General features: G+C 45.6%; 23 protein-coding genes and 1 rRNA gene. 3 read left to right on the forward strand and 21 right to left on the reverse strand.

The window, feature by feature from the left end:
• The 7 genes from BUB67_RS14335 to BUB67_RS14360 all read right to left on the reverse strand — a co-directional run.
• Positions 1-323, reverse strand: a 323-nt coding sequence (locus BUB67_RS14335; protein ID WP_143157100.1) for a SpoVR family protein, incomplete at its 3' end; no start/stop codon positions are given.
• The gene (yhbH, locus tag BUB67_RS14340; protein WP_073240084.1) at positions 320-1,483 is read right to left on the reverse strand and encodes a sporulation protein YhbH; all 1,164 of its coding nucleotides are present in this window, start codon (positions 1,481-1,483) and stop codon (positions 320-322) included. The genes BUB67_RS14335 and yhbH, both read right to left, overlap by 4 nt.
• Before the next feature lie 5 nt (positions 1,484-1,488).
• A complete protein-coding gene (locus BUB67_RS14345; protein ID WP_073240085.1) occupies positions 1,489-3,384 on the reverse strand; it encodes a PrkA family serine protein kinase in 1,896 nt (631 codons plus the stop codon).
• Positions 3,385-3,674: 290 nt separating this feature from the next.
• Entirely contained in the window at positions 3,675-3,827 is a 153-nt protein-coding gene (locus BUB67_RS16690; RefSeq protein ID WP_200798184.1) for a hypothetical protein, read from the reverse strand.
• A gap of 145 nt (positions 3,828-3,972) precedes the next feature.
• Positions 3,973-4,692, reverse strand: coding sequence for a type 1 glutamine amidotransferase (locus tag BUB67_RS14350; RefSeq protein WP_073240086.1), 720 nt, complete (start codon positions 4,690-4,692; stop codon positions 3,973-3,975).
• Positions 4,664-6,064, reverse strand: coding sequence for a Mur ligase family protein (locus BUB67_RS14355; protein ID WP_073240087.1), 1,401 nt, complete (start codon positions 6,062-6,064; stop codon positions 4,664-4,666). Before BUB67_RS14355 ends, BUB67_RS14350 begins: the two co-directional genes overlap by 29 nt.
• Positions 6,065-6,122: 58 nt before the next feature.
• The gene (locus tag BUB67_RS14360) at positions 6,123-6,890 is read right to left on the reverse strand and encodes a lipoate--protein ligase family protein (protein ID WP_073240088.1); all 768 of its coding nucleotides are present in this window, start codon (positions 6,888-6,890) and stop codon (positions 6,123-6,125) included.
• A 202-nt stretch (positions 6,891-7,092) separates the two neighbouring features.
• Between BUB67_RS14360 and BUB67_RS14365 the strand changes: the two genes are divergently transcribed.
• The gene (locus BUB67_RS14365; protein WP_073240089.1) at positions 7,093-7,572 is read left to right on the forward strand and encodes a DUF456 domain-containing protein; all 480 of its coding nucleotides are present in this window, start codon (positions 7,093-7,095) and stop codon (positions 7,570-7,572) included.
• 58 nt (positions 7,573-7,630) lie between these two features.
• Here the strand turns inward: BUB67_RS14365 and ytpR are convergent, their stop codons facing one another.
• Positions 7,631-8,023, reverse strand: a complete 393-nt coding sequence (gene ytpR, locus BUB67_RS14370; RefSeq protein ID WP_238457070.1) for a YtpR family tRNA-binding protein — start codon at positions 8,021-8,023, stop codon at positions 7,631-7,633.
• 398 nt (positions 8,024-8,421) lie between these two features.
• The gene (locus BUB67_RS14375; protein WP_073240090.1) at positions 8,422-9,255 is read right to left on the reverse strand and encodes an ATP-binding protein; all 834 of its coding nucleotides are present in this window, start codon (positions 9,253-9,255) and stop codon (positions 8,422-8,424) included.
• Positions 9,256-9,795: 540 nt separating this feature from the next.
• Between BUB67_RS14375 and BUB67_RS14385 the strand changes: the two genes are divergently transcribed.
• Both BUB67_RS14385 and BUB67_RS14390 read left to right on the forward strand, forming a co-directional pair.
• Positions 9,796-9,978 (forward strand): DUF7836 family putative zinc-binding protein, encoded by a 183-nt coding sequence (locus tag BUB67_RS14385; RefSeq protein WP_073240092.1) that lies wholly within the window; start codon positions 9,796-9,798, stop codon positions 9,976-9,978.
• Between the two features lie 39 nt (positions 9,979-10,017).
• Complete coding sequence (locus tag BUB67_RS14390) at positions 10,018-10,782, forward strand: TatD family hydrolase (RefSeq protein WP_073240093.1); 765 nt, start codon at positions 10,018-10,020, stop codon at positions 10,780-10,782.
• 255 nt (positions 10,783-11,037) lie between these two features.
• Here BUB67_RS14390 and BUB67_RS17000 read toward each other — a convergent pair whose 3' ends face one another.
• The 12 genes from BUB67_RS17000 to rrf form a co-directional block, all read right to left on the reverse strand.
• On the reverse strand, positions 11,038-11,295 hold the full coding sequence (locus BUB67_RS17000; RefSeq protein WP_073240094.1) for a branched-chain amino acid transport system II carrier protein: 258 nt from the start codon (positions 11,293-11,295) through the stop codon (positions 11,038-11,040).
• A 901-nt stretch (positions 11,296-12,196) separates the two neighbouring features.
• Positions 12,197-13,345: a M20 family metallopeptidase gene (locus BUB67_RS14400; protein WP_073240095.1), complete on the reverse strand. Its 1,149-nt coding sequence runs from the start codon at positions 13,343-13,345 to the stop codon at positions 12,197-12,199.
• A gap of 4 nt (positions 13,346-13,349) precedes the next feature.
• Positions 13,350-14,099, reverse strand: a complete 750-nt coding sequence (locus BUB67_RS14405; RefSeq protein ID WP_073240096.1) for a glutamine amidotransferase — start codon at positions 14,097-14,099, stop codon at positions 13,350-13,352.
• A gap of 27 nt (positions 14,100-14,126) precedes the next feature.
• The gene (locus tag BUB67_RS14410) at positions 14,127-15,401 is read right to left on the reverse strand and encodes an ArgE/DapE family deacylase (RefSeq protein WP_073240105.1); all 1,275 of its coding nucleotides are present in this window, start codon (positions 15,399-15,401) and stop codon (positions 14,127-14,129) included.
• 49 nt (positions 15,402-15,450) lie between these two features.
• On the reverse strand, positions 15,451-16,377 hold the full coding sequence (locus BUB67_RS14415; RefSeq protein WP_073240097.1) for a nucleoside hydrolase: 927 nt from the start codon (positions 16,375-16,377) through the stop codon (positions 15,451-15,453).
• Positions 16,378-16,399: 22 nt separating this feature from the next.
• A complete protein-coding gene (locus tag BUB67_RS14420; protein WP_073240098.1) occupies positions 16,400-17,329 on the reverse strand; it encodes an ABC transporter permease in 930 nt (309 codons plus the stop codon).
• Complete coding sequence (locus BUB67_RS14425) at positions 17,313-18,425, reverse strand: ABC transporter permease (RefSeq protein WP_073240099.1); 1,113 nt, start codon at positions 18,423-18,425, stop codon at positions 17,313-17,315. Before BUB67_RS14425 ends, BUB67_RS14420 begins: the two co-directional genes overlap by 17 nt.
• A complete protein-coding gene (locus BUB67_RS14430) occupies positions 18,422-19,966 on the reverse strand; it encodes an ABC transporter ATP-binding protein (protein WP_073240100.1) in 1,545 nt (514 codons plus the stop codon). Before BUB67_RS14430 ends, BUB67_RS14425 begins: the two co-directional genes overlap by 4 nt.
• Positions 19,967-20,022: 56 nt before the next feature.
• The gene (locus BUB67_RS14435) at positions 20,023-21,099 is read right to left on the reverse strand and encodes a BMP family lipoprotein (protein ID WP_073240101.1); all 1,077 of its coding nucleotides are present in this window, start codon (positions 21,097-21,099) and stop codon (positions 20,023-20,025) included.
• Between the two features lie 22 nt (positions 21,100-21,121).
• Positions 21,122-22,048, reverse strand: coding sequence for a ribokinase (rbsK, locus tag BUB67_RS14440; RefSeq protein ID WP_238457072.1), 927 nt, complete (start codon positions 22,046-22,048; stop codon positions 21,122-21,124).
• A 94-nt stretch (positions 22,049-22,142) separates the two neighbouring features.
• The gene (locus BUB67_RS14445) at positions 22,143-23,144 is read right to left on the reverse strand and encodes a LacI family DNA-binding transcriptional regulator (protein WP_073240103.1); all 1,002 of its coding nucleotides are present in this window, start codon (positions 23,142-23,144) and stop codon (positions 22,143-22,145) included.
• A 266-nt stretch (positions 23,145-23,410) separates the two neighbouring features.
• Positions 23,411-23,527: ribosomal RNA gene (gene rrf / locus BUB67_RS14450) — 5S ribosomal RNA — on the reverse strand.
• Positions 23,528-23,743 lie beyond the last annotated feature (216 nt).

Here is a 23,743-nt window from a genome sequence, read left to right on the forward strand (position 1 = left end):
ACATGGGCTGCCACCATTTTGTTCTGGATGATGGTATTGCCTTCCAACAGGAAGGCATAACAGGGGTCGGAGTTAATCACCATTTCATAAATCCTGCTCAAGTTGTAGTCGTACTGGGTTTTCATCCGGTGGTATGATTTGCCGAAGGACCAGTGCGTGTACCGGGTAGGCATGCCGTAGGCGCCGAAGGTATAAATGATTTCTCCCGGGCATATTTCAAAACGCATGGGGTAGAAATCCAGTTTAAAATTCCTGGCAATTTCAATCATTTTGGGGATTGCTTCTTCCAACTGTCGCAACTCTTCCAAGACCGGATCGCTCATACAGGCTGCCCTCCCCCCTGGTCGGATTTCTTAAAAAATGCCTTTAAGGCCGGGTAGACTCCGGATCTGTCCCGGATGGATACACTGACAAAGCGGGAATGGGTAATTCGTTTATAGTAGGAATTTAACGTGCTGGTATAATAATAGGGCCCCTCGATTTCCCCATAGCCCACCAGGCTGCACTTCAGGAGCAGTTGTTCGATCAACCGGATACATTTCTCGTTGTCACTGGTCAGGTTGTCGCCGTCCGAGAAATGGAAGGCGTAAATATTATAGTCTTCTTTGGGATAGCGTGAATTGATGATATCCAAAGCCAGCTGGTACACGGAAGAACACCGGGTACCCCCGCTTTCCCCCTTGGTAAAAAACTCTTCCTCGGTTACTTCTTTGGCCTCGGTGTGGTGAGCCAAAAAGACAATTTCAACGTTTTGATATTTGGTTCTCAGAAACCGCACCATCCAAAAGAAAAAGCTTCTGGCGATATATTTTTCAAAGGGTCCCATGGAACCGGAGGTGTCCATCATGGCCAGTACCACAGCGCTGGATTCATACTTGGGTACCACTTCCCAGGTTTTGTAGCGCAAATCTTCCGGTGTGATACCATGAATGCCGGGATTGCCCTTTAAGGCATTTCGTTTAAGCACTTCCAGAATGGTTCTTTTCCGGTCGATGTTGCTCTGCAGGCCGTACCGCCGGACATCCCTGAATTCGACGGATTCCGAGGCTAACTTTTTATTCTTTTTTTCCTCCAGGTTGGGCAGGCTTAAATCCTCAAAGACGATTTGTTCGATTTCTTCAATGGTGACATCGGCCTCGTAATAGTCGTGGCCGGGGTCTTCCCCTGCCCCGGGACCCTTGCCGGGAGCCTGCTGGGGATCACTGCCGATGACGTCGCCGACTTTGCTTTTGCCGTCTCCCTGTCCTGCATGTTTTTGCTTGCGGCTGTCATAGCGAAAGCGGTACTGTTCCAATGAACGTATGGGTATTTTTACCATCCGGTGCCCGTCTGACATAATAATAGCCTCTTCGCTGACGATATCTGCCAGATTCTTTTTGATTGCTTCACGGACCTTTTCACGGTGACGGTGCTGGTCAACTTCACCTTTACGGTGAAGTGACCAGTCCTCCCGTGTAATAATGAAATGATAAGTCACAGCCATCACTCCTAGCGGCTCAACAAACTACCTACATATTTTAAGAGTTCATTGGCACAGACAGGGCAATAACCGTGTTCAGCAATGAGCCGGGCACTAACTTCATTAATTCTCTTGAGCTGCTCCCTGTCCGGGGTTTTACTGGATGTGGTGATTTTAACCACATCTTTCAAGTCGGCAAATAATTTTTTCTCAATGGCTTCCCGCAATCTCTCGTGGCTGTTGTAGTTAAACTTTTTATTCTTTCGGGCATAACTGGATAAACGAATCAGGATTTCTTCTCTAAAGGCTTTTTTGGCATTTTCCGAAATACCAATCTGCTCTTCAATGGACCGCATCAGCTTCTCATCCGGATCCAATTCTTCGTCCGTGATGGGGTCCTTTACCTTGACACCGTTGCAGTAGGCTTCTACGTTATCCAGATAGTTGTTAAACAATACCTTGGCAGATTCTTCAAAGGAATATACAAATGCCTTCTGTACCTCTTTTTTGGCCATTTCATCATACTCTTTTCTGGCGATAGAAATAAAATTTAATAACCGTTCTCTTTCTTCCAGGGTAATGGAAGGGTGCTGGTCTAACCCGTCCTTGATGGCCCGCAGCACATCCAGTGGATTGATACACTGGGTGTTGGTACGTATCAAGGCTGAGGACAGGCGGTTGATGACGTAGCGCGGATCTACCCCGCTCATGCCTTCATCCACAGCCTCGTTTTGCAGTTCCTTGAGATCCTTTTGCTTGAAACCCTCCACGTCTTCCCCGTCATAAAGCTTCATTTTCTTCACAATGTCCATGCCCTGCTTCTTGGATTCCTTCAGGCGGGACAAAACCGAAAAAATACTGGCCACCCGCAGGGCATGGGGCGCTATATGGATGTTGCTTAAATCACTTTGCCGGATCAGTTTTTCGTAAATCTTCACTTCATCAGAAACCCGCAGGTTGTAGGGAATTTTCATAACAATAATCCGGGACTGCAGTGCTTCGTTTTTCTTATTGCTGATGAAAGCCCGGTATTCGTTTTCGTTGGTATGGGCAATAATCATTTCGTCGGCATAAATTAATGCAAACCGTCCGGCCTTAAAATTTCCTTCCTGGGACAGGGACAGCAGGTTCCAGAGAAACTTTTCGTCGCACTTTAACATTTCCTGGAACTCCATTAAGCCCCGGTTGGAAATATTTAATTCACCGTCAAAACGATAGGCCCGGGGGTCGGACTCGGAGCCGTATTCTGCGATAGTTGAGAAGTCGATACTGCCGGTCAATTCGGCAATATCTTGGGATTTGGGGTCCGACGGGGTAAAGGTACCAATCCCCACCCGGTTTTCTTCCGAGAGGAAAATTCTTTCCACCCTGAAATTTTCAATTTTACCTTCATATTCCATTTCCAACCTCATACGGCAGGACGGGCACAGTTCTCCTTCAATGTAGACGCCATACTCCTTCATAAATTCTTCCCGTAAATCTTTGGGAATCAGGTGCAGGGGTTCTTCATGCATAGGGCACCCTTTAATGCCATACAGGGCTCCCCTTTCCGTTCTGCTGTATTGTTCGAGACCCCGTTTTAACATGGCCACCAGTGTGGATTTCCCTCCACTGACCGGTCCCATTAACAGCAGGATACGTTTACGGACATCAAGGCGGCGGGCCGCCGGGTGAAAATATTCCTCCACCAATTTTTCAAGGGGTTTATTCAGACCGAAAATTTCTTTGGAGAAAAACTTGTATTCTTTGCCTGTTTCCGTTTCTTCAACTCCGGCATCTTTAATCATGTTGTATATTCTTGCATGGGCCAACTGGGTCACGTAGGGTTTTTTCTTCACGATGTCAAGATAATCCTGAAAGGAGCCTTCCCAGGCCAAACTGTTCTCCATTGAACGGTAATCTTCAAGACGTTTAAGAAAATCCACCCTTATATCACTCCTTTTGCAATCAATTCAGCAGGCCAAAAACTTACTATATGATTTATATGCCCCCAAGCATATAAAAAGACGGTTTGTACGAAAGGTAACATCCTGGTGTTTTACGGCCCTTACCATGTTTGATGATTTTGTCTATTCTATTCGTTACTGAGTGAAAGGTTCCTAAATGGGTTCAAAAAAGAAAAATCCCGGGGCCCCGGAGTTAATGAAAACAAAAAACACCACCCAACGGCAGTGTTTCAGGCTAGTCAAATTTGACGGGTCTCATGCCATGAATATTAATGGTTTTGCTTCTCCTGTTCGGATTCTTCCTCGTCAATCTTGGTGATAATCAAATTTTTCTCTTCCAACAGTGAGTGGTCAAAATTTAAATGGGGAACCAGACAGTAAAAAACTTCCTCGCCTTCAATCCAGGTAATTAAGTATTGCATGGAACCACCTCTCGTATCTTGTATACAGTATTATTCTTGTGATTATTGTATCAAATGGTGAGGTGGCTGACAATGCTTTCTTGTTTATTTATTATCCATTTTTTATTGTCACTTAACCTTAACTGCGACAAATTCTAGGAAGATCTTACAACAGCCTGTCGACCATTGCTTTGACAGCTGCTTCTTCCAGATCGTTGTTCAGCGGTTTTAATTCTGCATGCAGGCCTCGCCGCTGCAGGGCCAGGCTGATCAATAAATCCGTCAGCCTGTAATTTTTGGGCAGCAGGGGGCCGTGCAAGTAAGAACAGAACACATTTTTATACCGTACTCCCTCAAGGCTGTCCTGACCGTTGTTGCCAAAACCCGCCAGAACCCTGCCCAGAGGATTTAGATTTCCGATGAAGGTTTGCCCCGAGTGGTTTTCAAATCCCACCACTTTGACAGGCTCTCCGTCAATGGTCATTTCAATCACGATATTGCCAATTAACCTCTTGTGGCCGGCACGGGTATACAGATCCAATATACCCAGCCCCGGAATCCTCTGGCCCTCGTGGGTGAGATAATACCGGCCCAGCATTTGATAACCGCCGCAAATGGCCAGCGCCACCAATCCATTTTCTATGGCCTCCTTGAGGGAATCTTTGCGTTTTAACAGGTCATCCGCCATCAGGTTTTGTTCCCGGTCCGAGCCGCCGCCCAGAAACAGAAAATCAATGTCAGCAAAGTTAACCGGTTGCTCTACATTTACTTCCAACACCTCTACCGGAATGCCACGCCAGCGGCAGCGCTGAACAAAGGCAATGACGTTCCCCCGGTCGCCGTAGAGATTTAATAAATCAGGATAAAGATGACAAACCTTCAGCATGGAGGTCCTCCTTTACCGCCAGTCCCGACAATATTTTCTGGGTAGGCCAGAGGGCTGTATAGGTAGAGTAGAGATAGGTACTTTCTCCGGGGCCTTCCAGAACCTCTTTAATGGCCGCTGCCAATTCTCTGACCACGGTAATCTTCTCCAGTGGCACACCGGCATATTTTAAGCGCAGGGCCATCTCTTCGCCCCTCAGTCCTGAGCAAACAAATACTTCAATGTCCCGGTGGTTGTCTGCCAAATATTCAAAGTCTACATCCCAAAGCCAGGAAATATCCCTGCCGTCCGCGTCATTGTCGTTCACAGCCATGAAAACATTTTTTGTCCCGGGTATGTTCAGCAGGGTTGCTATCCCCTCATTATATCCGGTTGGGTTTTTTACCAAATTGAGAACGGCCGGTTTTCCGTTATAGCGGAAGGTTTCCATCCTGCCGATGGCGGGTTTGTAACGGAGAAGGCCTTTGAGGATTCGCCGGGGCTCAATGCCCACCAAATACCCCACTGTAAAGGCAGCCAGCGCATTGTACAGGTTGTAAAAGCCCTGGGTATGAATAGCTAATTGCACCTGTCCTGCCGGGTATCTCACCTGGCAGCGAAGGGCCGTACCTGCGGTCTCAACCAGCGCCGCCTCCACCTCGGGGGTTGGGCGCTGAAAGCCGCAGTCCTCACAGGCATAGGAACCCAGTTGACTGTACTGGTAAGTATCATAATGCAGTTCCTTACCACAACGGGGACAAAACCGTGCTTCCCTGGTCTGCCTGGCGCCGTTGTCCGGCCTCTGGTGGGGGGCCAGACCAAAAAAACTGGCAGGATGCCCGGTGGTTGTCTGCAGCTGCGCCACCAGGGGGTCATCGGTATTTAAAACCAGGTGGACATCCGGTAATGTTTTCAGGGCATCCCTTACCAACTGAACCGTCTTATCCAGTTCACCGTAGCGATCCAGCTGATCCCGGAAGAAATTGTTCACCACAACAAACTGTGGCTTCACTTCCTTTACCACCCTGGGAAAGGATGCTTCATCTACTTCCAGCAGGGCATAATCAAACCGCATGCGCCCTAACCAGTCAGCATGCTTAATAAAGGCTGCGGTAACGCCGGTAATTAAGTTGGCCCCTTCCTGGTTGATGACCACCCGGAAGCCCCCGGCCTCTATGACGTTGGCGATCATATTGTTGGTGGTGGTTTTCCCGTTGGTTCCGGTCACCATAATAATTCCCCGACGGGCCTGTCCGGCCAAATCTCTTAATGTGCCAGGATAAATTTTTCGGGCCACCACGCCGGGCAAAGAAGAACCTTTCCAGCCAAAGCGCCGGCTGATAAAAGAAGCAAACTTGGCGGCCAATACTGCCATCATCAATCGAATATTCATGGTTAACTCCTATTTTGCCTATCTGTTTTAGTCTTCCCTATTCAAAAAAATGCCAAACTTAGCGCTTAAAATTCCAGGTATCCTGGCGGTATTTATTTATATATAGATCACGGGCAAGTTCTTTTTCCCTTACCGTGAGTTCGTCAACTACCGGTTGGATCCCCAAACCTTCGGCAAACCCTGCCAAGAAAGCCTTTTCGATGCTTGGCATGGGGGGGACATACCCCAGTAATTGAGCCAAGCCGGCGGCCTTGTCCCTTAACCGGCGGAAGGCATATTCCTTGATAGCAGGTGAGGGAAACCGCAGGTACCGGCAAACTTCTTCCGCCTCCAGGATGATCGGAACGGAGCCATGCTGCAGCAGGCTGCCATGCTTTCTGGTCTGAGCGCTCCCAATGACCTTTTTGCCGTCTATGGTTATCTCGTACCAGGAGGGCGCATCAAAGCAAGCGGCGGTGCCTTTGGAACGTTGCGAAGCCCCTTCAACCACTTTCCCCTCCAGTCCTAAATTTCTCAAACCTGCCAGCAGCCCCTTGCTGATGGCCAAATACGAAGACAATACACCGCCCGGGACGTGCGGGTCATTCTCGGTAGTCACCAGACTGTAAGTAAGTTCCCTGTGGTGCAGTACCGCCCTGCCCCCGGTCAGCCTGCGGACACAGTCAATTCCCGCTTCTCTGCAAGCTTCCAGGTCCACCTCCTGGTTGATCTTCTGGAAGTAGCCTATGGTAATAGCCGGCGGGTTCCACTGGTAAAACCGAATGGTGGGCGGTACCTTGCCTTCACTTTGACAGATAAGAATGGCTTCATCCACTGCCATATTCATGCAGGCATCAGAAAACCCTGTATTAATAAATCTCCACTTGGTAAGAATTTTTTACCCTTCTTTCACCGCTATTTTGATATAATTCAAGGGCTACCTTTTCTTCCCTGGTGATTATATCGCTGGATTACACAACCGTCAATAAAGATTATTCCAAGTTGAACCATCTGGTAAAATATGCATATAATAAGGATGAGGTGATCTCATGTCCACTCCTGGCATCATTATCGCCGTCATTTGCTTTATTGCCGGCATGGCCGGAATCTTTCTACCGGTTCTTCCCGGCGCCCCTTTGTTGCTGATCGGCATGCTGATTTACGGGTTTTTTGAGCAGTTTACACACTTGACCTGGCAGTTTTTTCTCGGTCAAATTATTTTAATGTGCGCTGTCTTTGGCGTGGATTACCTGGCCGGCATCTGGGGGGTAAAGAAATACGGTGGCTCAAAAGCAGCCGTTTGGGGCTCCCTGATCGGTACTTTAGTGGGCTTGTTCCTGATGGGTCCCCTGGGAATCCTGTTGGGTCCCTTCCTGGGCGCCGTCGCCGGCGAGTTGCTGGCCAGGCGAAATATGGAGCAGGCCGTTCGGGCAGGCATGGGTACCCTTGTGGGCTTCCTGGGTGGAGCTTTCATGAAACTGGTCATTCAAACCCTGATGATTGTCTGGTTTTTCAGTGCTATCCGCTAAATTAAAGAGGCGTAGAATGAAAATATTTACCCGCCCCAGGATCTTTGGGGCGGGAAATTTATTCTGCAGCCTCTTTCTGTACAATCTCTTTGTAGGGAACGGGAGTGCCGATTTCCAACCGGTCATCCAAGACCCAGATCCCGTCGATGTCTCTCTCAAATCCCAATTCATCCTGGGCACAAATCATGCCATTGCTTAAAACTCCTCTTAACTTTCCCTTTTTGATTTTTTTCCCGCCGGGAAGCTTGGCCCCATGCAGCGCCACGGGTACTTTCAACCCGGGGGCGACGTTTTTGGCCCCGCATACAATTTGCAGCGGTTCCTCCTGGCCTACGTTTACCATACAAACAGTCAGCTTTTCAGCATCAGGGTGTCTTTCGGTGGAAATAATTTCCCCTACAACAATTTTGTCACTGGTGAGAAGTTCGTCTGTTATCATCTCTTCAGCCACGATCTGTGAGTCCCTCCAAACAATTTTTTCTAGAAGCCTATTATATATGGAAAAGCCATCATTCTCAACACGCCTTAGGGAACATTTGCCTGGCTTCACCAGGCATTAACTATAAAGCAGTTCTAAAGTGCAAAAAAGTCCACAGGTGTGGACTTTTTTAAGGTTGTGTGTAGGTAAGAGTTAAACCGCAACATATGCAGTTAATAACCCCCACCGTTGTTGTATTCATTATACCGTAAACCAACCAAAGGTCAATAGAATTGCTACATTTTCTCTTAGTTCTTTTTTTCACAGGCACTTACCCTTGTTCTTCGATTTTCTTACTGTTATACATTTTTTTACACTGCTGCCACCCGGTCACCGCCCGGACAGGTGCATGTCCTTTGTACCGAAAGTCTCTAGCGCCGACCGCTGGTCTGCCCGGCCTTTTCTTCGCGCAGGATTTCCCGAATATCACGTTCCCTTTCCAACCACAGGGGCCGGCACATTTGCTCAATGCGGGAGACCGTTCTCTCGCCGATCAACTCGGTTAAATCCCCGGCCAAAAAAAGATTCGTGGTAATGACGGTGGGAAGTTCGTGATTTAAACGGTAGTTAATGATGTTATAAATTTTATTCCTGGTCCACTCGGTATAACTGTGGGCCCCCAGGTCGTCCATGATTAATAACGGGACCTCACAGGCCGATTCCACCAGGCTGTATTCCGTATATTGACTGGCATTGCTGTAACTGGCTTTAATTTTCTCCAGCAGGTCAGGAACCACTACAAACAATACTGCTTGATCGGAATGCTGTAAAACGTAATTGGCAATACAGCAGGCCAGAAATGTTTTACCGGATCCCACAGGCCCCTGGATCAGCAGTCCTTCCCTGGCATCCCCCCTTACAAAATCCCTGGCAAATTCCTGAGCATATTGATAGGTTTTTTGGGCGATTTCAAGATAGGTGCGTTTTGATAAGGGTTCTTTAATGGTGGGGGAATAATATTTAAAGTTAAAATTACTAAAGGAATGATTTAACATGGCCCTGGGAATTTGACAGTTCTTAAATTTTATTTCCAGCGCCTTGCGTTTTACACAAGTGCAAGGAACCGCAAATTCCCCTTCCATATAAATGCCACGATCGTTGCATGTTTGGCACGCCGCTTTTTTTATGGATTGAGTCCCATTGCCGGTACTCCTGATATTATTTTTTAAGTTAGCCAAAACCGTCTCAGGGTCAAAGAAATCCATTTGTCACCCTCCAAGCAACCTTTTAAAAATAGTTTACCAGACCGGGACAAGTTTTTTAACCCAATATTGGTATAAAGGATGGCGTTTTGAGTTAAACCATAAGAGGTTTTGCCCAAGCCGGGAAATAGTTTGTTCAGGTAAAAAATGCTAACATGGTTTTCAAAAGCGTCGGTTAGGACTATAATGAGACATAGTACGACGTAAGGAGAAATCACGATGCTTGCTTCTTGGGTTTGGAGTTTAGTGACATTATTTTTTTTACTCGGCATAAAGTTATACCGCCCGCCCAAAAGTACACTGCCATCCCTATTGATGGCATGGTCCTCATGTCTTCTCATTGTTTCACTGGTACTTTTTTTAGATGGCCTTATTTTGGGATCCACCGTTTTACCCTGGGAACCAATGGTTTTATCTTTGGGCGTGTTTGCTTTTTGTCTTCCTTTGTACTGCAGGTACCTGCAGCTTAGGACCAGCCAGAAAAAGAAAAGCAACAAGAATTCCAAGGCCCGTGCAAGTTAAAATGGTTATGGAGGTGCTCTCTTGAGTGAGATCGATGTTCAATTAACCTGTCCTGACTGTGATAAGACCTTTTCTATTGGCCCTGACGATATTTTAGAAAAGGAATCTATTTCCTGTCCCGATTGTGGCTGCCCGCTGCCGGAAGAAGAATTACGGTATTTAAAGATCGCCATTGATTATATGAAGGAAAAAAAGACACATTAGATTGTCTGTAATACTCAATTCCCGGTAGGAGGTCCTTTTATGGAAAAATATCTAGTGGACAGTCATATCCATGTTACCATGCTCCCCTACGAAGGCCTGCAGGCAATGGCAGAGGGCGGCATTAAAAAAGTCATCACCTGTTCCATTGTGCTGGCCGCCCAACATGCCGAAAGTTACTTTGACTATTTCCGGCTGATCACGGGTTTCTACAGAAAAAATGCGGCGTCCCTGGGCATTCAATTGTACAGCGCCATCGGTGTTCATCCGGCAGGAATTCCCCATGACTGGACCAGGGTGGTCAATGCCTTGCCGGACTTTCTTAAGACAGACGGGGTTGTGGGACTGGGAGAAGTGGGTATGAACCAGGGTTCTCAGCTGGAACAGGATGTTCTAAAGGCACAGTTGGAAATCGCCCGGGATCACCGGGTACCGATCATCGTTCATATTCCCTTTGAAAACAGGCTTCCTATTACGGACCTGACGTTAAGCATTGCCGGTCAGGTAGGAATCCCGCCGCATTTACTGGTGATCGACCATGCCAATCTTGATATTATTGAGCAGATAAACCAGTTTGGCGCCATTCCGGCTATTACGGTACGTTCCAGAAATGTCACCCCGGAAGTTTTGTCGGACAATATTGATCGGTTTGCCCACGGCATGTTAAACAGTGATTTCAGCAATCTGTTTCCCAATGACCCCACCGGCGTGATTAAGGCCTTTCATCGTTTAAAGAATCTCGGCATTGACCAGGAAATAATCGATAATCTAACACGTAAAAGGGCAGAGTCCGTCTTTCAAATTTAAGGCCGGTGTAAAAAAACACAAGAGAAAGGCTATACTTGCATGGCAGAAGTATAGCCTTTTTGATCCGCAGCATTTTGATATTCCAGCACTTTCTGTTCAAATTGCCGGAGGACACCGAAAAAATTTTCTTCCCAGCTGGATTTCCAGCCAAAGGTAACGGGTGTAATACAGATTTGCAATTATTTTGAACATTCCCCGCGGCAACATTTGTTATCATGACACGATAAAAAGCGAGAAGTGGCCCACGAGTCCCCTCTAAGCTTCGTTTTGATATTCAGTCTTTTGTTTTAGCAGCAAACCTATAACAGCCATTATAACAGCCGGAGCAACCCAGCCCAAACCTTGTTCCTGCAACGGTAGTAAAGTTAGTAACTTGTCAATAACGGCGTTATTAACTCCCAACTTAGATGCAATTGTATCAGTCACATTTGCAAGGATAACAAAGACAGTTCCTACAATTGTAGCAGAGATGTAAGTGAATTCATATATCGCTATAACAATAACCGGATTCACTCGGGAGTGAGGTATATGTTACCGGCTGAGTTTTATGAAAAGAACCAGCGCCAAGAATGTGCTCCACTTAAGGAAATAAAGCTGTGATTATTCTTTTCCCATCTCACCCTTATAACCATTACAGCCAAATTCGTTCGTTCCGTCAAGGGCAAGCGTTAGCGAGGGCGTTAGCCTTTACCCTTGACGGAACGAACGAATTGGCTTGAATTGGCCAAAGGGTGAGATGAGAATGATTATCAAAATAAAATTCTAAGATTACTTGAGAGAATAAGAGTATGTGTCCAAAATTAGGGAGTCAGCCCGGTTCCTGAGCCGGGCTACTTGGCATTGGCTGCTTACTAAGTTATATTTTTATATTTTCAGGGTAGTCTGGGGCCACCATTTTATGGCGGTCCTATCTGTATTAAATTATACAGTTTTCCATTGGATATGGATATTCTATATTCTTTGTTGTCAATATCAATAAACCTAACTATTGCACCTTGAACATTAATGTCTGTTATTACCTCTCTGTGAGAATATTTCCAGAGCAACTCAAATTCATAGTTTATAATAGTACATCGGTTTCAGCTAGTACAAATATCTGGAAAATGGTTTCATCGCAAATTAGCTTTTCCATGGGGTATTCATACCGAAATTCATGTAAGAGGGTCCCATCGAACATTGAAAAAGCGTACAAGGTTTTACCTAAATTCACAAACAAATAATTGTTCTTAAGATCTAATGCATAATTAGGTATAGAGTAGACATCAGACTGAATGATTGATGACGATATCAATTTAGAGTCATTATCATGAATTGATATACGACAAAAGGAGCCACCCAAACTGCTTTTGTTTCTACTAAACAGATATTCATCATCAGGATAAGCCTTAATTAGATTTGGAAACCCATTGGGAGCCTATAAGCCTCCCAACGGGTATGTCACCCAATTTTTAATTAATTCTTTGTAGAACTCAATAGAGTCCAGGTACTTGTCGATTTCTACATATTCATCGGGCTGGTGGGCTTGTTCAGGATTACCCGGGCCAAAAATCAGCACCGGAACATTCCCGCTAGGGGCTAAAACCGAGGCATCGGTATAATAATTAACCCCAGAAAAATCAACCTCCCGGTTAAACAATTCTCTGGCACATTTTCTGGCAACCTGCAAAAACGGGTGACCTGGGTCACTCCAAATGGAACAGCGGTCATTTAGTATTTTTATGTCTACCTTTATTCCTTGCCGGTTAATAACTTCTTTGACCGTCTGTATCAGTTCCCTGTGGTCCTGGCCTGGCAGAGTGCGAATGTCCAGGGTCAATTCACACTGATCGGGAATTACATTGACTTGGAATCCTCCCCGGATTGTGGTCATGCTGCAGGTATGTACCCCCAGAACAGGGTGCTGCCCTTCCATCAATGGTTTTGCTGTAAGGGCTCCAATGAGTTCCAGCATATAATTAATAGCATTATCACCTGTGGTCGGCATAGAACTGTGGGCAGATTTACCAAAGGTGGTCAGCTGAACCCAAAGAGCCCCCTTGTGTCCCAGACAAAGCCGGTTGCCGGTAGGTTCGCCGATAACCACAGCCCCTACGGCTTCCATAATCCCCCGCCGCACCAATTCAAGAGCGCCGGATGAATCGGTTTCTTCCCCAACGGTCCCGATAAAAATAATATCCCCTGCGGGTGGTTGCCCATCCTTCACAAAACTCTCCAGAGCCAAAAGCATGGCAGCCAGACCGCTTTTCATATCTGCAGCTCCACGTCCGTAAATCTTACCGTCAGACAAAACCCCCGAAAAAGGATCATATCGCCATGGATTAACCCCCGTACCTACTGTATCCAGGTGAGCTGCCAGTAGCATGGCTTCCCGATTACCAAGCCCCGTTAGCCGACCAACCACATTGACCCGGCCTGAACATACGGGTACATATTCTACCATAAAACCATTTTTATTAAGGTACTCCCCAACATACCTAGCCAAGGGTTCTTCCTGACCAGGAGGGTTGGTTGTATTAAAAGAGATTAGTTTTTGCAGTAGAGCAATGGCTCGGTCTCGACTCATAGGATTACAACTGCCCTGCAAGCCATTTTACGCAATGTACCCAGAACTTGGTATAACCTTCCCAGTTGAGAAACTCCGGGGGTCCCCAGTGGGGTGCGCAGTCACTGGCGAAGGCCATTGTACGTCCCTTGCCATAGTTTCCTGTCACTATAAAGGGATCACCCTGGATGGTTAAAAGTACTTGAGCATCTTTTTTAGCCACCAGCTTATTGTATCCCAGGAAAAAAGGCCATTGTTCTGGTATTCCTGTAAGGATAGGATGGTCAGCCTGTACAACTACAGGCACTGCTCCCTGTGGCAACTCTACCCGGTCATCACCGGATAGCATGGTAACCGGCAAAATCTTTTCGATAGGTGTATCCTTGTAGCGGGCTTTTCCCTCAATACCGGAAAAGGACATATATCCGCCGACCATCATAAAGCCCTTGCCATAATCAACATATTCTTGAATCATCTCCATACGATTGGACTGCCGCCGGGAAGAATAAAAGGTAGCATTGGGTAATGATAAGGTATTGCTGCCAATGTCACTTAGAATAACGGCATCATACTTTTGAAGTTCCTCCAATGAGGACGGAAAATGATCATGCGCCACATGACAGGGCATGTACTCAACTTCCACACCTGCGGAGCGTAAAGAATTTAATAAAAAGTGGGCCCCTTCTTCATACTTTGTGGTGGTGAAGCTGTCAAAACCTTTCATGTGAATCATATGAATAGTCCAGGATTCACCAACAAACAAGATTTTTGGCATAACAACCCCTCCTTGTATAGATTTGATTTAGTCTAATTCACACCAATCAATGATCATATGACACAAAACTTCGATGTACTTGAGATAACTTGCGATAGTAACAAACTCATCTACACTATGGGCCTGGGCAGCATCTGCAGGCCCAAAAACTATTACAGGCATGCCAGCAATGTTGGCAAAATGTCTTGCGTCACAGCCGGCCAGCATTCCCTCTATTCTGGCAGGCTCTTTTGTCACCCGGCTGTATGCACTTGCAGCGGCTTGCACTAGAGGGTGGTTAACAGATATTTCAAAAGGAGACCCTTCCTGGTATTTGACAATAGTGGGCGGGTTGGCAGACAACCACGGGTCACCCTGACAACGTCGATGGATGGTTTCCAATACATCTTTTTCTACCAGTGAACCCCCTCCTTCCTCATCAGCGTCAGTGGGCAAGTAATGCAAGCATAGTTTAAATTGGCAAGAATCCGGCACCGTCGACCCGGCCGTACCGCCTTTAATTTCTCCTACATTGATGGTAGGCCCGGGAAGCAGGGCATGCCTTTTGGTCATCAACCAGTTATGCTCTAAATCTTGCAATGCTTGAATTAAAATCATGGCTTTTTCAATGGCATTGACTCCCAGCCACTTAGCTGAAGAATGCAGGCTTTTTCCATATACCGTTATGGCATAAAAGATAAATCCCATATGAGCCGGAAAAATTTTTAATCCCGTGGGCTCACTAATAATAGCAGCGTCCGCCCGATAACCCCGATCGATACAGGCTAAGGTTCCGTTTCCTCCCCCTTCTTCATCCACAACGCTTTCAAAAATCAAATCACCTTTCAGCTTTATCCTAAGTTTTTGCAGTAATTCTATGGCCAAAAGATTTGCTGCCAGGCCTGCTTTCATATCTGAGCTGCCAAGTCCGTAAAGCTTACCATCCTGGATTACTGCTCCCAAAGGGTCAACACTCCAGGCAGAACGATCACCAAAGGGCATGGTATCCACATGGCCGTTCAGTATCAGGCTGCGCCCCCCGCCGCTGCCTCTAAAAACTCCTACCACATTTGGTCGATTGGTGTAATTATGCCCGTCGTTTCCTTGACCGTAGCGAGACAAAAGTCGGTTGTCAGGCTCAAAAATATCAGGCTCACAGCCCATCTCTCTCAGTTTAGAGATAATTAAATGCTGCCCGTTCGCCTCGTTTCCTCCGGTAATGCCGTGATTAATCACCTGAGTATCAGCTTTTATCAGCTCCTGTAGAAATGAAACAAGGTAATCCCTGTTAAGATCAACGGCGGCAGCTATAAGCTTATCCATCCCCTGGCCCTTCATGGCAATCATCCCTTCAAGGCATATTTAAAAAGGGTTAATAACGTTTGATTGCTTCAATGATTAAATTCCAAAACCGTTCTTTATTTAAATCAATGGCTACATGGCAGTTCGGTTGCCGGCCCATCACACCGTAAAAGTCGCAGACGGTACGTCCATAGTTAAGTTCCGACTTAATATCAACATCTACATACAGGTGTCTGGTTGTAAAGACGTCGGGATCGATCAGCTTGGCTACCGTGCAAGGATCATGTACCGGCGGTGCTGGGAAACCAAACACTTCAAAATACGTTTGACCAAAGAACTCCAATAACTCCACCACAATGTTTGCCAGAGGCGTCCCTATAGACTTGATTCTCTCAATTACATCCGGCGTAGCAGTGGCTTGGTGGGTTAAATCTAACCCTACCATTGTCAGGGGCAATCCTGAATTAAGAACAATTTTGGCTGCTTCGGGATCCGCAAAAATATTGAATTCGGCCCCAGGAGTAGTGTTGCCAATACCATAGGCGCCACCCATAAAGATGATCTCCTGGATTTTGTCCCTGATCTTGGGCTCTAATAGTAAAGCCATAGCTATATTGGTTAATGGGCCGGTAGGCACCAGTGTTATATCACCGTCAGATTTTATTATTGTCTCAATAATAAAATTTACGGCGTGTTGGGGAATAACATCAACAGTGGGTTTGCTAAAAGCAGGACCATCCAGACCAGAATTACCATGAATATCATCAGCAATAATTTGTTGGCGAACTATTGGTCGGTCCATTCCCTTTGCAATAGGCGCATTAATACCCGCAGCAGAACAGATACGCTGGGCATTTAAAGTAGTTTTCTCCAGTATTTGATTTCCGGCCACCGTGGTAATCCCAAGCAGGTCAATTTCAGGTGAGTTTGCCGCCAACAAAATGGCAATGGCATCGTCATGTCCAGGGTCAACGTCAAGAATAATTTTACGTGGCATGGCTAACCTCCAATACAAATAATCAGGCTATTTCATACTTTCGTTTTTGGCTATGCACTTTTTTAACGTAAGATATGATAATCAAAATAAAAACCGTCATAAGATATGGGGTCATTAGAACAAATTGGGAAGGGAAGCCCAGGGTCTGCAGACGTAGAGATACCGCCTCAGCAAATCCAAACAATAGAGCCGCTAGCATAGTTCCCACAGGGGTGCCCCCGCCAAAATAAATGGCTGCCAGGGCGATGAATCCTCTCCCTGCCACCATGTTCTCCACAAACATTCTTGTCTGGGCCAACGATAGATAAGCGCCGGCCAAACCACAGAAAAAACCGCTAATCATAACAGCTTGAAAGCGAATGCGATCAGGACTGATACCTACGCTGGCTGCTGCTTCGGCATGCTCCCCTACTGAACGGATATGCAGTCCCTTCGGGGTGCGGTATAAGAAAAGGTGTACCAAAAAAACCATTAGAAATGCTACATAAACTATTATGGAGTGACCCTTAAAAAGCTCTCCAATATAAGGAAGACTAGACAGTACTGGAAAATCCATTACCGGAAATCCTACAATTTTGGGATGAGATAGCGCCCCCCTGACGTGGAAAATAGATCTGAGTAAATAAATAGTAAAAGCTACTCCAAAGAGATTTATGGCTATACCTGCCACAATGATATTACACTTAAATTTCACACCAAAAAGTCCAAAAATTACTGCAGCCAAAACACCTACTAAAATAGCCGCAATAGTAGCAAATATAATGGAGCCAGTGTAATAGCTTACAAGCACTGCACTGAAGGCTCCGAATAACATCATACCTTCCATACCGATGTTTAGAATATTGGCTTGCATCGTATGCAAACCACCCAGTCCCGCTAAAAGGATGGGAGTGGCAATTCGAATACCGGCCACAAGGGTACCTAAATTAAACAAATTATGTAGAATGTCCATTACGGTCCACCCCCTCTTGCAACAGCTTCCTCACGCCAGGTATATTTTCAAGTTTTTTGCGGAAAGCACCGTTTTGTTTGGTGTAAGTGAACAAGCCCTCCGCAGTGACAAAGAAGATAATGATAGCTACCAAAGACGTAATCAGTTCCTTCGGAACCTCTGTTGTCCGGTCCATATAGGTGGCACCGGTTTGCAAGGCGCCGTAGAAAAATCCAGCCGCCAGAATACCTAGAGGATGGTTGCGGGCTAATAGAGAAACAGTAATACCTTCGAAACCATAACCGGGTGAAAACTGGTCAATAAAACGGTGTAAAATTCCCATTATTTGTACAGCGCCGGCTATACCACCGATGGCACCGCTGATTAACATGGAGTTTATCATCGTGCGCTCTACGTTAATGCCAATATAATTGGCATAGTGAGGATTCATGCCGGTCATATTAAAATTATAACCCCAGATAGTTCGCCTAAAGAGCCAGTAAAGGAAGATAGCCAGGAAAATGGCTATAAAAATACCGATATGGACCCTGGAAGGAGGTAAAAACCTGTACAAATGAGCGGTATCCAGAATCAGTGGTGTTTGCTGGCTTCCGGCTGTCATATCTTTAAAGGGGATAGCAACTAAATAGGCTGTGAATAGGATTGCTACATAGTTCAAAAGTATGGTTGTTACCGTCTCATCCACTTTGTACATGGCCTTGGTATATCCTGGAATAAAGGCCCAAGCGGCCCCTACCAGGGCAGCGACGGCCAGTGTCAAGGGTACATGAATGATGCTGGGTGCCACAACATAATGCCCTACAATAAAAGCAGCAAAGGCTCCTAGGTAGAGGGACCCCTCAACACCTGCATTAAAAACGCCGGTTCGAAAAGCCACCGCAGTAGCCAGACCGGTTAAGACGATGGGAATAGAACGTTCTATGGACTCTGTAATCCGAGAAAAACCCCCAAAGGCCCCCTTAAACATTTTGCTGTAGGCAAACAAAGGGTCCTGATTGGATAACAAAATAATAAAAGTTCCTATCAGCATAGCAATACCAATGGCGAGCATAGGACGTAAAAGGTTGCAGCCAAAGATTTGAGATAACCTCTTCACACGCCCTCTCCCCCTTCAACTACCATTCGTTTTCCTCCGGTCATGTACAGGCCCACTTCTTCCTCAGTGGTTTGTCGGGTAACCAGCTCGGCTACGATCTGCCCCTCATACAGCACGATTAGTCGGTCACTTAATGAAAGTACTTCCTGCAAGTCTGCGGAAATAAGCAATATCCCTTTGCCTTCATCTCTTTTTTGGACAATTAAGCGGTGAATGAACTCAATGGCCCCAATATCTACACCCCGGGTTGGCTGGGCAGCTACAATAAGGTTTGCATCGGAAGCCAACTCCCTGGCGATGACCACCTTTTGGGCATTACCTCCTGACAACGATTTAACGGGGTCATGGACGGAGCCTACTTTTATCCCATAATCCTCTACTGCTTTTTCAACAAATTCCTGGATTTCTTTTTTATTTAAGACTCCCTTACTTGAAAAAGGGGTATCCAAATGTAGGCCGCCAATCAGGTTTTCCAAAATGCTGGCTTCCCCGCAAAGACCACTGGTAAACCGGTCTTCTGGAATGTGAGCGACACCCAGCTTGCGAATCTCTCTCACACTCTTACCAGCTAGTTCATTTCCATCTTTTAAGACCTGCCCTGATTCTATATGCCTTAAACCACAAATTGCTTCAACTAATTCCGTCTGACCGTTTCCTTCCACACCAGCAACGCCAAGGATTTCTCCTGCACGAACATTAAAGGATACCCCACGAACAGCCGGAAGTCCTCGCTGGTCCGATACCCAAAGCTTCTTTACTTCCAGGATGTTTCTTCCAGGAGAAGACAGTCTTTTTTCCACTCTTAAGAGAACTTGCCGACCGACCATTAAAGAAGCCAGTTGCTCCTCGCTGGTTGCCCCAGTTTCAACCACACCCACCACTTTGCCAGCCCGCATCACGGTAATTCGTTGGGAGATTTCCAGAACTTCTTTCAACTTGTGGGATATAAATATAATGGTCATACCTTGCTTAACCATTTGCCGTAATACAACAAACAAATCCCTGGTTTCCTGGGGAGTTAACACAGCTGTAGGTTCATCTAAAATTAAAAGTTCTGCACCCCTGGATAAAGCCTTGATAATTTCCACCCGTTGTTGTATTCCCACCGAACAGTCCCTAATGCGAGCTTTCGGGTCTACTTTCAAACCGTATTCATTGGATATACGTATAACCTGTTCTTCTGCGGCTTTAATATCAAAAAAAAGATTTTTTTTGGGTTCACTGCCCAACACAATATTTTCAGTTACAGTCAACGAAGGGATCAGCATAAAATGCTGGTGTACCATCCCAATTCCCTTTGCCATGGCATCTTTAGGTCCGGTTAGGTCCAATCTGTCGCCAGCAAAATATATGGTGCCGCTGTCGGGCTTGTGAAGGCCAAACAAGATTTTCATCAAAGTGGTCTTGCCGGCTCCGTTTTCACCGATCAGTGCATGAATCTCACCTTTTTTTACTTCAAAATTAATATTATCGTTTGCCTTAACGGGTCCAAAACTCTTGCTTATGCCTTGCATTTTTAGCAAAATTTCTGACTGTGGCATGTTCTGCCTCCTATCAGGTGGGAAGGGGCGCGTTTCACACGCCCCTTCGCCAGTAATTACTTCTTAACACCAAAGTTTTCGTAGTGCTTAACTACAATTTCTCCGGATGAAATTTTAGCTTCAATGTCTTTTAATTTGTTTCTTACCTCTTGGGGAATCTTATCACCCATAACAGTCATTTCAGTTAAGCCAACGCCTTTATTTTTAAGACCATACTCAAAATGTCCACTCTTCCATTTGTTTTCCATTGCCAGTTTGATTTGATCAAAGCAGGCATTGTCAACACGCTTTAACATACTGGACAGTATGTGTCCAGGGTAAATACCATCCTGGTCGGAGTCCACCCCAATGGCGTATTTACCGGCGTCTTTAGCTGCTTCCAGGATGCCAACACCGGTAGCAGAAGCCACGTTCATGACAATATCGGCACCCTGACTATACTGAGCTAAGGTTAACTCCTTACCTTTTGCAGGGTCGCTGAAGGATCCAGCAAAGGACGAAAGTACCTTGGTTTCTGGATCTACGTATTTAGCACCTTGTTCGTAACCAATTAAGAAGTCATGCAGTACAGCAATATCAGCACCGCCGACCCAACCGATAATTTTTTCTTTATTCATGCCAGGAAGTTCTGTATGAGTGGTCATTAAAGCGGCCAATGCACCGGCCAGGAAGGAACCCTCGTTCTGAGCAAAGGTAATGGAAGCTACGTTATTACCTTCCACAACATCATCAATATAAACAAATTTTTTGTCGGGAAACTGGGGAGCAACATTTTTAACCGCATCGTGCATCTGGGAAGCAGCAGCAATAATCAGGTCATAATCTTCTTCTGCGGCAGCCTTCAAATTGGGTTCCCAGTCAGCACTATTGGGAGATTGGATTACTTTGTACTCAATACCTAATTCAGCTTTGGCTCTTTCTAATCCGGCATAACCGGAATCAAAGAAAGACTTATCGCCTAGGTTGTTGGAAATTACGTAGGCAACTTTAAACTTTTTAGCATCCTTTGTACCTTCTTTTGTACCTTCTTTAGAGTCCTTGGCTGGTTCCTGTCCACCGCCGCAACCAGCTATCAAACCAAGCAGCATAACCAGCGATAGACATAACGCTAAGAGTTTGAAATTCTTTTTCATTACGATCCTCCTCAAAATATCTTCATTTTAGAACCACTCTTTTTTTGCATTTATCGAGTAGATTCAACACCTCCTCCCTCGTTGGAAGGGACGACTGGGCTCCTAATCTGGTAGACGTCAGTGCCCCCGCCGCATTGGCATAGGTGATAGCCCCGGCTAGTTCCTGATGCTCGAGGTAGGAGAGTACAAAACCGGCACAAAAGGCATCTCCAGCTGCAGTTGTATCCACGACCTCTACCTCAAAACCGGGAAAATGATGATAATAGTTTTCTCTGGCAAACAAAACACCCTTGGCTCCCAGCTTTAAAAGCACTTGTTGACAACCCATCTCCAGGAGCTTTGCGGCCGCTGTTTTAGCGGTTTCTAAATCATATATTTCTACTCCTGTTAATTCCATTGCTTCATTTTCATTGGGGAAAATAAAATCTACTTTGGACAACAGACTGCGAGAAAGAACCTGGGCCGGAGCCGGATCCAAAAAGACCTTAACATTGTGTTTACTTGCAATCTCCACAGCCCTCTCCACGGTTGCTAGTGGAATTTCCAGCTGCAGTACAACACCTTTAGCCTTTGCAATCACTTCTTCAAGAGCCTCTATATCCTCAGGAGAAAGCAAAGAATTAGCTCCCGGGGAAACAATAATCCGGTTGTCACCGTTCTTACCCACACTTATAAAAGCTAGGCCTGAGTTTCTTCTTTCATCTATGTATGTATAGGTCACATCGACGTTATTTTTCTGTAAATTTTCCTTCAATGCCCGCCCAAAGGCATCTTGTCCAACCCGTCCGATCATAGAAACCTGTCCACCTAAAAGGCTGATGGCCAGTGCCTGATTGGCGCCTTTCCCTCCGGGTACAAATAAAGTATCAGAAGCCAAAACAGTCTCTCCCTGCTTGGGAAAGTCCTCTACATTCACCACCAGATCCATGTTTAAACTACCAATTACCACGATACTCAAAATAGCTACACTCCCTTGTCCTAAATTGCAAAACACCGTAAATTTCTAAAATCATATAACATATAACAAATGTTAAATGGCAGAATTATTTCTTTAATGATGATTCTCGTACTGCTAAAACAGGCTCCAATTCAATGTGTTTAAAGATTGTCTGCGTACCTTTGTTCAAGGTCTCCAGGATTAGCTGAACTGCTGTGCTTCCCATTTTATAAGTGGGCTGAATAATAGTTGATATTCTTGGATATACATATTTGCTTAAATTGATACCGTCGTACCCTACCAGTGCCACTTGATCGGGCACTTTAACCCCGGCCTCCTGAAGAACCTCTAAAGCACCTATAGCCATCAAATCGTTGGCGCAAAAAACTGCATCAGGTACTTTCTTTAAATGCAGGAGCCGTTTCATCGCCAAAGCGCCACCTGATATCCGGTAGTCCCCCTCTACAACGAGAACCAGATCAAGAGGAATATTGTGTTCTGCCAATGCATTTTTATAACCAATCAATCTCTGCTGGGCAGTTGGAGATAGCGGCGGACCAGCAATATGTGCGATATTTTGATATCCCTGTTCAATTAAATGTTTCGTTGCTAAATACGACCCCAAGACGTTATTTGTGCTTATTGAATGAACATCTAAAGTGCTGGTCCTGTCTAAAAGTACAAAGGGTGTTGCTAAAACCGACATTATTTTTCCTAAATAATCTTCGTTGAGCCGGGATCCTACAAGAATGATCCCGTCCACACATTTTTCTTGCAGGATGCCCAAGTACATTTTTTCTTTTTGGATATCCCAGTCTGAGTTGCAAAGAATAATGTTATAGCCATGACGCCTAGCTTCATCTTCGGCACCTCGAGCTACCTCGGGAAAGAAGGGATTCGTTATATCAGGAAGTACTAAGCCAAAGGTTTTCGTCTTTTTACTGACCAACCCCCTGGCTATTTGGCTAGGCTTATAATTAAGCTGCTTAATGGCAGCTATGACTCTTTCCTCAGTGGTTTTTTCAACATAACCGCTAGTATTGAGCACCCGGGAAACCGTGTAAACAGAGACTCCTGCTAATTTTGCTACATCCTTGATGGTGGCCATCATCCACCTCCGAACTGGTAACGTTATCACTTTCATTATAGATTTATTAGCATTTACAGGCTTTTTCGGTATGGTAACGTTTTCACATTTAATGATTCGATATATATTTATTAAATCCTTTTAACAAAAATGAAAAACTTTAAAATTTTTCTGTCATAATTATTAACAAAATATCCCTTTAATATTTTTCAGCCCAGTCTTCAAAAAAGCCCTTAATCATAAAAAAACAACACCCGCAGTCCATTGACTACGGGTGCTAAAAATTATTCTGGCGGCGACCTACTCTCCCAGGGGCGTGAGCCCCAAGTACCATCGGCCCTGGAGGACTTAACTGCTGTGTTCGGGATGGGAACAGGTGTACCCCCTCCGGTATCGCCACCAGAAACTTTATGCTTTTGGGTAATTCTTTGGAATCGGCCTTTGGCCATTAGCCGTTGGCCGTTGGCTTTTTGGTCTTCCCTTTAGCAAACTTTTTGTGTTCCCTCAAAACTGAACAGCTTCAAGTAACATCGTCGTATATATTTTAACCGTGCTGACAGCGGATGGCTGACAGCTGACGGCTGCTCCAGGTCAAGACCTCGATCGATTAGTACCGGTCG

The sequence above is a fragment of the Desulforamulus putei DSM 12395 genome (genome assembly GCF_900129195.1).
Lineage (GTDB): Bacteria > Bacillota > Desulfotomaculia > Desulfotomaculales > Desulfotomaculaceae > Desulfotomaculum > Desulfotomaculum putei.